This is a genomic window from Bacillus cereus group sp. BfR-BA-01430 (assembly GCF_022663115.1).
Taxonomy (GTDB): domain Bacteria; phylum Bacillota; class Bacilli; order Bacillales; family Bacillaceae_G; genus Bacillus_A; species Bacillus_A cereus_BD.
In genome coordinates this window covers 18,833-31,265 of the sequence record NZ_JAKUEW010000011.1, presented here as the reverse complement: position 1 = coordinate 31,265, position 12,433 = coordinate 18,833, and the positions used below count along the sequence as shown (strand labels likewise).

Sequence of the window (12,433 nt, the reverse complement as noted above, 5' to 3'; positions counted from 1 at the left end):
TTATTCCTGCTCTGGGTCACGCAAGTAATATCCTACTCCGCGTCTTGTAACAATTAGAGTTGGATGACTTGGATTATCTTCAATTTTTTCACGTAAACGACGTACTGTTACGTCTACTGTACGTACATCCCCAAAATAATCATAACCCCATACAGTTTGTAATAGATGCTCACGTGTCATAACTTGTCCTAAATGCTTCGCTAAATAATGTAGTAACTCAAATTCACGATGCGTAAGTTCAATACTCTCTTCTCGCTTCGTTACACTATACGCATTTGGATTAATAACAATTGGTCCAATGACCATTTCTGTATTTTCCTCTTTCTCTGCTGCCCCGCCTTGTTGGTGACGGCGTAAGTTAGCTTTTACACGAGCTAGCAGTTCTCTCGTACTAAATGGTTTTGTAACATAATCATCTGCTCCAAGTTCTAGTCCTAACACTTTATCGATTTCAGAGTCCTTTGCTGTCAACATAATAATTGGCATTTCAGAACTTTTACGAATTTCACGACAAACCTCTAGTCCATCTTTTCCTGGTAACATAATATCTAATAAAACCATATCTGGTTGTTCTTCATTAGCCTTTTCGATTGCTTCATCCCCATCATGGGCCATTACAATTTCAAAGCCCTCTTTTTCTAGATTAAACTTCAAAATATCTGCGATTGGCTTTTCATCATCAACTACTAAGATTTTTTTTCCCATCATCGTGTATTTCCTCCTCATAAAAATATGGTCAATAATCCTTAAACATATAGGTATTTCCTATTTAAAGTTCACCCTTCATTTAAGTATTTTCTCCTCTATTCTCATAGAATCATGTATGATCCACTTTTACACGGAATCCTATACGATCTATAGAAAAACCCCTAGCTTCAACTGCTAGAGGCTCCTTACTCTATTTTAAAATAACTACCCTCATTTGTAAAATTGCACAAAATAAAAAGGATATTAAGTGGGCCCACCTAATATCCTGAGAGTGGCTCGGGACGGAATCGAACCGCCGACACGAGGATTTTCAGTCCTCTGCTCTACCGACTGAGCTACCGAGCCAAAACATATATATAAAACCACTAATGGTGGTATAAACAAAAGTGGCGGTCCCGACCGGGGTCGAACCGGCGATCTCCTGCGTGACAGGCAGGCATGTTAACCACTACACCACGGGACCAAAATATAAACATGACCCGTACGGGATTCGAACCCGTGTTACCGCCGTGAAAGGGCGGTGTCTTAACCACTTGACCAACGGGCCACGAAAATGAAAATGGTGAGCCATGAAGGACTCGAACCTTCGACCCTCTGATTAAAAGTCAGATGCTCTACCAACTGAGCTAATGGCTCATACTCACCAACGTCATATTTTCGTGACGACAAGATTTATCATAGCATAATAATTTTTATTTGTACAATACTTTTTTTAATTTTTTATAAAAATTTAAAAGAATCCGCGTAAACACGGATTCTTTACTAATATAATGTAACTTTATAGGAAAATCAATAATTAAATGCCATATACATTACGAACAATATTTGTTTGGCTACGGTCTGGACCAACAGAGAACATAGCTAATGGAATACCTGTTAGTTGAGATACACGTTCTACATAATGTCTTGCATTTTCAGGAAGTTCTTCTAATGACTTCATCCCTGTAATATCTTCTGTCCAACCTGGAAGTTCTTCGTATACAGGTTCACATTTCGCTAAAATGTTTAAGTTAGCTGGAACTTCATCCAGAATTTCTCCATTATATTTATACGCAACACAAATTTTCACAGTTGGAATACCTGTTAATACGTCGATAGAGTTTAAAGAAAGATCTGTTAAACCACTAACGCGGCGTGCATGTCTTACAACAACACTATCAAACCAACCAACGCGGCGTGGACGGCCTGTTGTTGTACCATATTCACGACCAACTTCGCGAATTTGATGACCAATTTCGTCATGAAGTTCAGTAGGAAATGGACCATCACCAACACGGCTTGTATATGCTTTACATACACCTACAACACGTTTAATTTTAGAAGGACCCACACCAGAACCAATTGTTACACCACCAGCAACTGGGTTAGAAGATGTAACGAATGGGTACGTACCTTGGTCAATATCAAGCATAACGCCTTGTGCACCTTCGAATAGCACACGACGGCCTTCATCTAACGCATCATTTAGTACAACAGATGTATCGCATACATATTGTGCAATTTGTTGACCATACTCATAGTACTCTTCAAAGATTTCATCCACACTAAAACCTTCTGCATCATACATTTTTTCAAATAGACGATTTTTTTCTGCTAAATTACGTTCAAGTTTTTCTTTAAAAGCTTCACGATCTAAAAGATCTGCCATACGGATACCTATGCGAGCTGCTTTATCCATATATGCTGGACCGATACCTTTTTTCGTTGTACCAATTTTATTATCGCCTTTACGCTCTTCTTCTAATTCATCTTGTTTTAAATGATATGGTAAGATAACGTGCGCACGATTACTGATGCGTAAATTATCAGTACTTACACCGCGATCGTGTAAATATTTTAATTCTACAAGTAATGCTTTTGGATCTACTACCATACCGTTACCAATTACACAAATCTTCTCTTTATAAAAAATACCAGATGGAATTAAGTGTAATTTATATTTCACACCATTAAAAACGATTGTATGTCCTGCGTTATTTCCACCTTGATATCTTGCAACTACTTCCGCATGTTCAGAAAGAAAGTCAGTAATTTTACCTTTTCCTTCATCGCCCCATTGTGTTCCTACAACTACTACTGAAGACATTATTCAAGCACCTCCGCGATTTTCAAACGAACTTTTCAAACAATATAATTGTACCAAAATGAAAAGAGAAGTCAATTAAAAAACGAACATTTTTTTAAGTTTTATCATATTCGTTCGTAAGAACTTGTTATTTTTAAAATGAAAGCCCTATCTTTTCTATGTAAAAAAAGAAACACATCTTATTATAAGAAATGTGTTTCTTTTTTATACTTTCCTTAAGCTGGCGGTGCATGTCCATCATCGAACCGCCGCTCTAAGTTTACGAATTTATTAAATTCTTTTACGAATGCAAGCTCCACAGTACCTACTGGACCGTTACGCTGCTTCGCAATAATAATTTCAATCGTATTTTTATTTTCGGTTTCACGATCGTAGTAATCATCACGATATAAAAAGGCCACAATATCGGCATCTTGTTCAATACTTCCTGATTCACGAATATCAGACATCATTGGACGTTTGTCTTGACGAGATTCAACCCCACGGGATAACTGAGATAAGGCAATTACAGGAACTTGTAGTTCACGTGCAATTCCTTTTAATGTACGGGAAATCTCAGATACCTCCTGTTGTCGGTTCTCGCCAGGTTTTCCACTTCCTTGAATGAGCTGTAAGTAGTCAATTAAGATCATGCCAAGGCCTTGTTCTTGTTTCAATCTGCGACATTTTGCTCGAATTTCACTGACGCGAATCCCCGGTGTATCATCAATATATATCCCTGCATTAGAAAGACTTCCCATTGCCATGGTCAATTTCGCCCAATCATCTGAAGTTAATGAACCGGTACGAAGTCTTTGCGCATCAATATTCCCTTCTGCACAAAGCATACGCATAACGAGCTGATCGGCCCCCATCTCCAAACTAAAAATCGCCACATTTTCATCTGTTTTTGTCGCCACGTTTTGAGCAATATTTAATGAAAAAGCGGTTTTCCCTACTGAAGGTCGGGCTGCTACAATGATTAAATCGTTGCGCTGAAACCCAGCTGTCATTCTATCTAATTCAGTAAAACCCGTTGGTATACCTGTGATTTCACCCTTTTGATTATGCAAAAGTTCGATTTTATCGTAAGCTTCTACAAGAACGTCTTTAATATTTTGAAATGCTTTTGCATTTGTTTGATGCGATACCTCTAGTATCTTTTTCTCAGCTTCATTTAAAAGCCCTTCTACATCATCTTCTCTTTCATATCCATCTGATACAATATGAGTTGCAGTTCGAATTAAGCGACGTAAAAGTGCTTTTTCAGCAATAATACGAGCATAATATTCCACATTGGCTGCTGTCGGAACAGCCTCAGCTAATTCCGCTAAATAAGAAACGCCGCCAACTTCCTCTAATAAACTTCGATCTGAAAGCACAGCTGTTACAGTAACTAAATCAACCGGTTCTCCTTTATCAGAGAGCCCAAGCATAATTTCAAAAATCTTTTGATGTGCAGTACGATAAAAAGACTCAGGTAGAAGCAGTTCCGAAGCTGTTGTTAACGCATCTTGTTCAAGAAGAATAGCCCCCAAAACCGCCTGCTCAGCCTCTATATTATGCGGAGGGGTACGATCAGCAAGTACGTCACTCATACGCAATCCTCCTTGCCTAACTTATTTTTATTGTTCGCTAACATGAACTTTTACTGTAGCTGTTACTTGTGGATGCAATTTCACAGTTACATTTGTATAACCTAATGCACGAATTGCATCTTCCATTTCAAATTTGCGCTTATCAAGCTTAATTTTGTGTGTTTTTTGCAGTTCGTCCACAATTTGTTTACTTGTGATGGAACCGAATAAACGACCGCCCTCACCAGATTTCGCCTTTAACTCTACAGTTAATTTTTCTAGTGTTTCTTTTAATTTTTTAGCATTCTCAAGCTCAGCTGCTGCATCTTTTTCTTCTTTACGCTTTTGGGCTTCCAAAGTTTTCATGTTACTGTTGTTTGCTTCAGCAGCTAATCCTTGTTTTAATAAAAAGTTATTCGCGTAACCATCTGGTACGTTTTTGATTTCCCCTTTTTTCCCTTTACCTTTTACATCTTTTAGAAAAATTACCTTCATGATTGTGTGCCTCCCTTTAAATAGTCCTCAATAACCAATTGAAGTTTCTCTTCTGCTTCATCGATTGTTGTATTTTTTATCTGTGTAGCAGCATTTGTTAAATGGCCACCACCACCTAGGTTTTCCATAATGAGTTGGACATTCACTTCACCTAAAGAACGTCCACTAATTCCGATGAAGTTTTCCCCGCGTTTTGCAATAACAAAAGATGCAATGATCCCCGTCATTGTAAGTAATGTATCAGCAGATTGCGCAATCAATACTTGGTCACAATATTCATCACCATCTACCTTGGCAATCGCGATTCCATTTTTATAAATGTACGCATTTTGGATTGTTTTTGCAACTCGTAAATACTGCTGCATATCTTCTTTTAACAATTCTTGTACAAGAACTGTATCTGCCCCATGTGACCGTAAATAAGAGGCAGCATCAAACGTACGAGCACCTGTACGGAATGTAAAACTTTTCGTATCTACAATAATCCCCGCAAGTAATGCCGTCGCTTCTAGCATCGTCATTTTTAAACGTTTCGGCTGGTATTCAAGTAATTCCGTTACGAGCTCAGCTGTAGACGAAGCATATGGTTCCATATAGACAAGTAACGGATCTTCAATAAATTCCTCACCACGTCGATGATGGTCGATTACAACTACATTTTCAATTTTGTGTAGTAGCTTTTCCTCCATCACCATGGAAGGTTTATGCGTATCCACAACAACGAGTAATGAATCATCTGTCGCAAATTCCATAGCCTGCTGAGGCGTAATAAAACGAGACCATAGGTCCTTATTTTGCTTTACTTTATCCATTAAACGTTTTATCCCTTTATCCGAGTCATTCTCATCTAACACGATATACCCTTCACGCTCGTTTAATTGGGCTACTTTCAAAATACCAATAGCGGCACCAATTGCATCCATATCCGGTGCCCTATGCCCCATTATAATCACGTTGCTACTTTCTATTACCAAATCTTTTAACGCATGAGAAATAACTCTTGCTCTTACACGTGTCCGCTTTTCAACAGGATTTGTCTTACCTCCGTAAAACTTCACCTTACCTGTCGCTTGCTTAATCGCTACTTGATCTCCTCCTCGTCCCAATGCAAGGTCTAAACCAGATTGTGCCATTGCTCCAAGCTCAGATAAAGACAAGTCACCTGATCCGACACCAATACTTAATGTAAGCGGAATATTCCTTTTCGATGTTTCTTCACGCACTTGATCTAAAATATCAAATTTCCCTTTCTCCATTTGCATTAAAATACTTTCATTTAATACAACGAAGAACCGCTCTGAAGAAGCTCGTTTTAAATACGCTCCATATTTAAGTGCCCATTCATTTAAGCGCGATGTTACAAGGCTTGTTACATTCGTGCGCAATTGATCATCTAATCCTTGAGTAACTTCATCGTAGTTATCCAAGTAAATAATCGCTAAAACTGTACGCTGATCCTCATACATTTTTTCAATCTCTGTTTGCTCCGTTACATCAAAGAAATAAATTAATTTCTCTTCTTTTCTAACGAACACACGGAACTTACGATTATTTAAAGATACAATATCATCAGAACTTTCCCCTTTTATAAAAAGAAGTAATGTCTCTGATACATCATATAGATGCCAACCCGCCAAAGAATGTTGCCCCATGCAGGAAGATAAATAAGGATTTGCCCAATCAATTCCATACTCCTTATTGTATAGTAAGATACCGATCGGCATTTGATTAAAGGCTTCATTACTTACTTTCTTTACTCTCGTAATCATATCAGTTGTATACTTTTCAAGTTTTTTTTGAAAAGTTAACTCAAAACGTATGACAAAAAAGAGCACAATACAAAAAATAAAAAAAGCCACCATTCCCATTAACCAATGAAAGAAACTAAGAATGGCTATAAGTACAAACATAAAAAAAGCCAACACATAAACAGGATATAAAAACCGCTGTCTTTTATAAAATTCAGGCATGAATCCAACTCCTATAAAGTAAAACTAACATAGATGATCATCACACGTTAGTTGAACAAATTAAACGTCAGCCTAAGCAACGTCCATTACAGATTCCCATAGTATACCACAAATACTACAACGTTCTTTCGCTACCATTTATTTTGACTTCATTCTAGAACGGAATGGAAAACCTAAATCAATTATACCTAAGATTGTTACAAGAGGAAACAATAGAGGGACAAACAGACAGACGACAAATCCAATAATTGGGATTGCTTTTGAATAGCCTTTCATATGCACTAAAAAAGCTATAAACCCGAACCCTTGAAACAAAAGCAATGTTGAAAAAATAAAATATAAGTTAGAAAATGCAATATTAAAATACGAATTTGCATCTACCTTGATAAAAGTAGAACACACAATAAACAAAACATAATACCAAACAATACTTTTTGGTAATTGCATATTTCGAAATTCAGGCCATTTCACAATTGGATACCGCAACTTTCTTAAAATATTTCCAGCTATCAAAACTGTTAGCCACGAATAAATCAATGCCATCATAACAAGTAAGCTTGGTAATAAGTTTCTCAATAATTCCATAAGTTGTTCTAATTCAGCTTTTTGCTCTTGGGAAACCGGTACGCCAGCAGCCTTGATTATTTTTTCACTTTGCTCGATTCCTTCTGTAAACATATCTTGTATTTGTTTCATCAAATCTAATTGTAAAAATTTGATACTTCCAATATAAATGAATAAAAAACAGACTAAATAGGAAAGGGTACCAACCATTAATATTTCTACAGGTTGTCTTTTCTTTTTATACATATAACCTAAAGTAAACCCTACTATGCCACACATAACCGTTTTTACTAGGCTAATTGGCGAACTAACAACAAGCGTAACCAAAAGAGAAACAACAAATAACATGCATGCGCTCGGAAGCGAATATCGAATGATAAATAATATAAAAGGCAACGGCAATGCAAATGTTGCAACGAGACTTAAGATAGGAACGTATAGCGATATAAGAAGTAACACTGCATATATCGCTAATAATGCTGCTCCCTCTGTAATAATCCTTGTACCTTTCATCTATAAACCTCTCCTTCTAAAAAGAAAAGCATAGCAAAATGCACAGTAAAGTTAGACTCTACTGTGCATTTCTTACTTTATTATTCACCAACATATGGTAAAAGTGCCATTTGACGAGCACGTTTAATTGCAACTGTAAGTTTGCGTTGGTATTTTGCGCTTGTTCCTGTTACACGACGAGGTAAAATTTTACCACGCTCAGAAACGAAACGTTTTAATAAATCAACGTCTTTATAATCGATGTGCGTAATGCCGTTAGCTGTGAAGAAACACACTTTACGACGTTTCGCACGTCCACCTTTGCGTCCTGCCATGTCTATTTCCCTCCATTCTTTGTTAAAAATAACCGATCTATACCATTAGAATGGTAAATCGTCGTCCGAAATATCGATCGGTTGACCTACATTTGAAAATGGATCGTCATTCTTCGTAAATCCAGAATTACCAGATTGACCAGATTGACCAAATGGGTTAGAGCCTTGATTTCCGAAACCAGCTCCTGATGGTTGCTGATTGAAAGAACCGCGTTGCTCCCCACCGCTATTACGCGGCTCTAAAAATTGTACGCTCTCTGCTAGAACTTCTGTTACATATACACGTCTGCCATCTTGTCCCTCATAATTACGAGTTTGAAGACGACCATCAACGCCTGCTAAGCTACCCTTTTTCAAATAATTTGCCACGTTTTCTGCTTGTTTACGCCATATTACACAGTTAATAAAGTCAGCTTCACGCTCACCTTGCTGATTTGTAAAAGCACGATTCACCGCTAACGTGAAAGTAGCTACTGCAACACCATTGGGCGTGTAACGTAAGTCAGGGTCCTTAGTTAGACGACCAACGAGGATAACACGATTCATCAATCGAACCACTCTCCCTATATATCTTAATTATTTTTCTTCTTCTTTAACAACGATGTGACGAATGATATCTTCGTTGATCTTAGCTAAACGATCGAATTCTTTCACAGCTTCTGGGTTAGAATTTACGTTTAAGATCATGTAGAAACCGTCACGTAAGTCGTTGATTTCGTAAGCTAAACGACGCTTACCCCACTCTTTCGTGTTAATGATTTCTGCACCATTGTTAGTTAAAACGCTTGCGAAGCGCTCAACTAAAGCTTTTTGAGCTTCTTCCTCCATGTTTGGACGAATGATGTACATGATTTCGTACTTTTTCATTACACTTTCACCTCCTTTTGGTCTAAACGGCCCATAATGGGCAAGGAGCAATTAATTATTATAATAGTAATTACTCACGAGTTTAGATTATATCATAGTAAGTTAGATGAATCAACTAACCAATAAATAAAAAACTTGGTAAACATATGATATATTCACCAAGCTTTTTTCACTATTTTCCTAGGAAATATAAAATTATACATTAAAGCGGAAGTGCATAATGTCTCCGTCTTTTACAATATACTCTTTACCTTCTAAACGTACTTTTCCTGCTTCTTTCGCCGCTGTCATCGAACCATGTTCCATTAAATCAGCATATGAAACTGTTTCAGCGCGAATAAATCCACGTTCGAAATCTGTATGAATCACTCCTGCACATTGCGGTGCTTTCATACCTTTTTTAAATGTCCATGCGCGAACTTCTTGTACACCAGCTGTAAAGTAAGTTGCTAGCCCTAACAAATCATACGCGGCACGAATTAATTGATCTAAACCAGACTCTTCAATGCCTAATTCTTCAAGGAATACCTTTTTCTCTTCTTCATCTAATTCAGCAATTTCTGATTCAATTTTTGCACAAACAACAATTACTTGTGAATTTTCTTTTGCTGCAAATTCTTTTACCATCTGTACATACTGGTTCTCAGAAGGATCCATAATATCATCTTCACTTACGTTTGCTACGTATAGCATTTCTTTCGTTGTAAGTAAATGAAGCCCTTTAACAACCTTCATTTGTTCTTCTGTAAACTCGACCGTACGAGCTGGTTTTCCTGCTTCAAACGCTTCTTTTAAACGAACTAAAATTTCATGCTCAAATACTGCTTCTTTATCTTTTTGTCTTGCTAATTTAGCAACACGTTCAATACGTTTATCAACAGATTCTAAATCCGCTAAAATTAATTCTAAGTTAATCGTTTCAATATCATCAATTGGATCAACTTTTCCTGAAACGTGTGTAATATTTTCATCTTCAAAACAACGTACCACTTGGCAAATTGCATCTACTTGGCGAATATGAGATAAGAACTTGTTTCCTAATCCTTCACCTTTACTTGCACCTTTTACAATACCAGCAATATCAGTAAATTCAAATACAGTTGGAACAGTTTTCTTCGGCTCAACTAGTTCCGTTAGTTTATTTAAACGATCATCTGGCACCTCTACAATCCCTACATTTGGATCAATTGTACAGAATGGGTAGTTTGCAGATTCTGCCCCCGCTTGTGTAATTGCGTTAAATAATGTTGATTTCCCTACGTTAGGTAAGCCAACGATTCCAGCCGTTAATCCCATATTTTTCACTCCTATGTCTCAATCTTCCATCATTATAGATAGTAACGAATAAAATGACAAGTTACCTAAAAGTTCAAAAAAGTAACAGCTACCTTATGTAGCTGTTACCTCACATCTATTCTTCATGTTTCACAAGTACTTTTTTCACCTTACGATTAAATTCTCTTCGAGGAATCATTACGGAATGGTCACATCCCTCGCACTTAATGCGGATGTCCATTCCCATACGAATAATCTTCCAACGATTTTCACCACAAGGATGGGCTTTCTTCATTTCCACAATATCGTACAAGTTATATTGCTTCTGTTCCATTCTCTAAACCCCTCTTCCCATTAATTTGCTGCTCCATTAACCATTTCTTCACGATTATATAAAACCATACGTGGATATGGAATTTCAATACCGTGTAAATCAAGACGATTTTTAATCTCTTTTCGAAGAGCCCTTGCAATAATTGCATGTTTCATTGGTTCTACTTCAGCAATTACACGCAGTACAACTTCAGATGCAGCAAGTGTTTGAACACCTAATAGTTGTGGTGTTGTTACCATATCTTCATATTTTGCAGGCAATTCTTCTAATAATTCTTCAATTACTCGTTCTGCTTGGTCAATATCACTCTCATAAGAAATAGAAACATCAACAAATGCGACACTGTTGCTAACAGAGAAGTTTGTTACTTGCATAATTCCTCCGTTAGGTAAAATATGAATTTCACCTGTCCAACTTTTTATTTTCGTTGTACGTAGTCCAATTTCTAAAACAACACCTTCAAACTGACCAATGCGAACATAATCACCAACTGAAAATTGATCTTCTAATAAAATGAACAATCCTGTAATAACGTCTTTTACTAAACTTTGAGCACCAAAACCGACCGCTAAACCGATTACCCCTGCTCCTGCTAATAAACCTGATGCATTAATGCCAAATATCCCTAAAATAGCAATTAGCATAATAAATATAACAACGTATGCTACAATATTTTCAAGCAGCTTTGCTACCGTCATTGTACGGCGCTCTGAAATTTGAATCGGTGAACGGCTACCCATTCGAAATGCATTTCTGACAATTGCCCTAGCAATTCTAACTACAATTGCACCAAGCACTAAAATAACTAATATTTTGATTGCTCCCATTCCAATATTGGACCAATCAATAGAGTCAAACCATTTCGTTAATAAATCCATCTGTTTTACCTCTCCAATGATAATCTTTTATTCATCCTTTATTGTATCAGAAGTTTCTCTTATTTCTTTAAAAACTTTACTATCTTATTTACATTTTTATCTTTTGATTAAGGTATAAAATGGCACAAAAAAATATATACTAGTACTATTCTTTCCTCTCTTATAAACAATTTACAACATATACACTTATACTTTCCCACATCTTAGCTTCATGTAATATTCTTAATAGAAAAAAGAATGTGTAACATATTAGAAAAATGAATAAAAGGATGGGTGCTTCATGAATATTGGGAGTTTTCGCTTACCTTTTTTTGAAAAAGAATCACAAAATGTTATGCATCATGATGTAGAAGCCTCAGAAATGTTAAGCAATTTCTTACTATCGCACATACCGACCGAATCACCACTTATACTAGTTTGTATAGGAACAGATCGCTCAACTGGTGATGCACTTGGGCCACTAGTTGGTACAAAATTAGAACAAATAAATATTCAAAACTTCCAAGTATTCGGCACACTTGATGAACCTGTACACGCTCTAAATCTCGAGGAAAATATTCGGAATATACAATCTTTAAATCCGAACTCTTTTATTATTGCAGTTGACGCATGTCTTGGCAAGTCACAAAATATCGGTTCCATAACGGTAGGAAAAGGACCTAGCAAACCAGGCGCTGCAATGAACAAAAAACTTCCAGCAGTGGGAGAATTACATATACATGGCATTGTAAATTTAAATGGTTTTATGGAATTTTTTGTGCTTCAAAATACAAGATTAAGCTTAGTGATGAAAATGGCCGATGTAATCGCCCAAAGCATAAAAGAAACAGATCAAAAGTTATCTGTATTAAAAAAGGCAAACCATCTATAAAT

At 36.7% G+C, this 12,433-nt stretch carries 13 protein-coding genes and 4 tRNA genes; 1 reads left to right on the top strand and 16 read right to left on the bottom strand.

Going from position 1 to position 12,433, the window contains the following annotated elements:
• The 16 genes from walR to MR058_RS16900 all read right to left on the bottom strand — a co-directional run bounded on the left by walR (position 1) and on the right by MR058_RS16900 (position 11,560).
• Complete coding sequence (walR, locus tag MR058_RS16975) at positions 1 to 708, bottom strand: cell wall metabolism DNA-binding response regulator WalR (RefSeq protein WP_002174499.1); 708 nt, start codon at positions 706 to 708, stop codon at positions 1 to 3.
• Positions 709 to 980: 272 nt separating this feature from the next.
• Positions 981 to 1,053, bottom strand: a tRNA-Phe gene (locus MR058_RS16970).
• Between the two features lie 42 nt (positions 1,054 to 1,095).
• Positions 1,096 to 1,171: transfer RNA gene (locus MR058_RS16965), tRNA-Asp, on the bottom strand.
• A gap of 12 nt (positions 1,172 to 1,183) precedes the next feature.
• Positions 1,184 to 1,255, bottom strand: a tRNA-Glu gene (locus MR058_RS16960).
• Positions 1,256 to 1,268: 13 nt separating this feature from the next.
• Positions 1,269 to 1,344: transfer RNA gene (locus tag MR058_RS16955), tRNA-Lys, on the bottom strand.
• 160 nt (positions 1,345 to 1,504) lie between these two features.
• Positions 1,505 to 2,794, bottom strand: coding sequence for an adenylosuccinate synthase (locus MR058_RS16950; protein ID WP_242145076.1), 1,290 nt, complete (start codon positions 2,792 to 2,794; stop codon positions 1,505 to 1,507).
• A 215-nt stretch (positions 2,795 to 3,009) separates the two neighbouring features.
• Complete coding sequence (gene dnaB, locus MR058_RS16945) at positions 3,010 to 4,371, bottom strand: replicative DNA helicase (protein WP_242145075.1); 1,362 nt, start codon at positions 4,369 to 4,371, stop codon at positions 3,010 to 3,012.
• A 27-nt stretch (positions 4,372 to 4,398) separates the two neighbouring features.
• Positions 4,399 to 4,845, bottom strand: coding sequence for a 50S ribosomal protein L9 (gene rplI, locus MR058_RS16940; protein ID WP_242145074.1), 447 nt, complete (start codon positions 4,843 to 4,845; stop codon positions 4,399 to 4,401).
• The gene (locus MR058_RS16935; protein WP_242145072.1) at positions 4,842 to 6,815 is read right to left on the bottom strand and encodes a DHH family phosphoesterase; all 1,974 of its coding nucleotides are present in this window, start codon (positions 6,813 to 6,815) and stop codon (positions 4,842 to 4,844) included. Before MR058_RS16935 ends, rplI begins: the two co-directional genes overlap by 4 nt.
• 138 nt (positions 6,816 to 6,953) lie before the next feature.
• The gene (locus tag MR058_RS16930; RefSeq protein WP_242145071.1) at positions 6,954 to 7,892 is read right to left on the bottom strand and encodes a YybS family protein; all 939 of its coding nucleotides are present in this window, start codon (positions 7,890 to 7,892) and stop codon (positions 6,954 to 6,956) included.
• An 80-nt stretch (positions 7,893 to 7,972) separates the two neighbouring features.
• Complete coding sequence (gene rpsR, locus MR058_RS16925; RefSeq protein ID WP_012096455.1) at positions 7,973 to 8,206, bottom strand: 30S ribosomal protein S18; 234 nt, start codon at positions 8,204 to 8,206, stop codon at positions 7,973 to 7,975.
• 45 nt (positions 8,207 to 8,251) lie between these two features.
• Positions 8,252 to 8,755 (bottom strand): single-stranded DNA-binding protein, encoded by a 504-nt coding sequence (ssb, locus tag MR058_RS16920; protein ID WP_242145070.1) that lies wholly within the window; start codon positions 8,753 to 8,755, stop codon positions 8,252 to 8,254.
• 27 nt (positions 8,756 to 8,782) lie between these two features.
• Positions 8,783 to 9,073: a 30S ribosomal protein S6 gene (gene rpsF / locus MR058_RS16915; RefSeq protein WP_242145069.1), complete on the bottom strand. Its 291-nt coding sequence runs from the start codon at positions 9,071 to 9,073 to the stop codon at positions 8,783 to 8,785.
• 195 nt (positions 9,074 to 9,268) lie between these two features.
• Positions 9,269 to 10,369 carry a redox-regulated ATPase YchF gene (ychF, locus tag MR058_RS16910; RefSeq protein WP_242145068.1) on the bottom strand — a complete coding sequence of 367 codons (1,101 nt, stop codon included), beginning with the start codon at positions 10,367 to 10,369 and terminating at the stop codon, positions 9,269 to 9,271.
• 115 nt (positions 10,370 to 10,484) lie between these two features.
• Positions 10,485 to 10,682 (bottom strand): DUF951 domain-containing protein, encoded by a 198-nt coding sequence (locus MR058_RS16905; protein ID WP_242145067.1) that lies wholly within the window; start codon positions 10,680 to 10,682, stop codon positions 10,485 to 10,487.
• Between the two features lie 20 nt (positions 10,683 to 10,702).
• On the bottom strand, positions 10,703 to 11,560 hold the full coding sequence (locus MR058_RS16900) for a mechanosensitive ion channel family protein (RefSeq protein WP_242145066.1): 858 nt from the start codon (positions 11,558 to 11,560) through the stop codon (positions 10,703 to 10,705).
• Positions 11,561 to 11,840: 280 nt separating this feature from the next.
• On the opposite strand from MR058_RS16900, the gene yyaC reads away from it, so the two are divergent.
• The gene (yyaC, locus tag MR058_RS16895; protein ID WP_242145065.1) at positions 11,841 to 12,431 is read left to right on the top strand and encodes a spore protease YyaC; all 591 of its coding nucleotides are present in this window, start codon (positions 11,841 to 11,843) and stop codon (positions 12,429 to 12,431) included.
• Positions 12,432 to 12,433: the final 2 nt, after the last annotated feature.

Excerpts from the sequence above, each read along its gene's own strand:
- walR (WP_002174499.1), bottom strand. The coding sequence starts at position 708 with ATGATGGGAAAAAAAATCTTAGTAGTTGATGATGAAAAGCCAATCGCA.
- MR058_RS16950 (WP_242145076.1), bottom strand. The coding sequence starts at position 2,794 with ATGTCTTCAGTAGTAGTTGTAGGAACACAATGGGGCGATGAAGGAAAA.
- dnaB (WP_242145075.1), bottom strand. The coding sequence starts at position 4,371 with ATGAGTGACGTACTTGCTGATCGTACCCCTCCGCATAATATAGAGGCT.
- rplI (WP_242145074.1), bottom strand. The coding sequence starts at position 4,845 with ATGAAGGTAATTTTTCTAAAAGATGTAAAAGGTAAAGGGAAAAAAGGG.
- MR058_RS16935 (WP_242145072.1), bottom strand. The coding sequence starts at position 6,815 with ATGCCTGAATTTTATAAAAGACAGCGGTTTTTATATCCTGTTTATGTG.
- MR058_RS16930 (WP_242145071.1), bottom strand. The coding sequence starts at position 7,892 with ATGAAAGGTACAAGGATTATTACAGAGGGAGCAGCATTATTAGCGATA.
- rpsR (WP_012096455.1), bottom strand. The coding sequence starts at position 8,206 with ATGGCAGGACGCAAAGGTGGACGTGCGAAACGTCGTAAAGTGTGTTTC.
- rpsF (WP_242145069.1), bottom strand. The coding sequence starts at position 9,073 with ATGAAAAAGTACGAAATCATGTACATCATTCGTCCAAACATGGAGGAA.
- ychF (WP_242145068.1), bottom strand. The coding sequence starts at position 10,369 with ATGGGATTAACGGCTGGAATCGTTGGCTTACCTAACGTAGGGAAATCA.
- MR058_RS16905 (WP_242145067.1), bottom strand. The coding sequence starts at position 10,682 with ATGGAACAGAAGCAATATAACTTGTACGATATTGTGGAAATGAAGAAA.
- MR058_RS16900 (WP_242145066.1), bottom strand. The coding sequence starts at position 11,560 with ATGGATTTATTAACGAAATGGTTTGACTCTATTGATTGGTCCAATATT.
- yyaC (WP_242145065.1), top strand. The coding sequence starts at position 11,841 with ATGAATATTGGGAGTTTTCGCTTACCTTTTTTTGAAAAAGAATCACAA.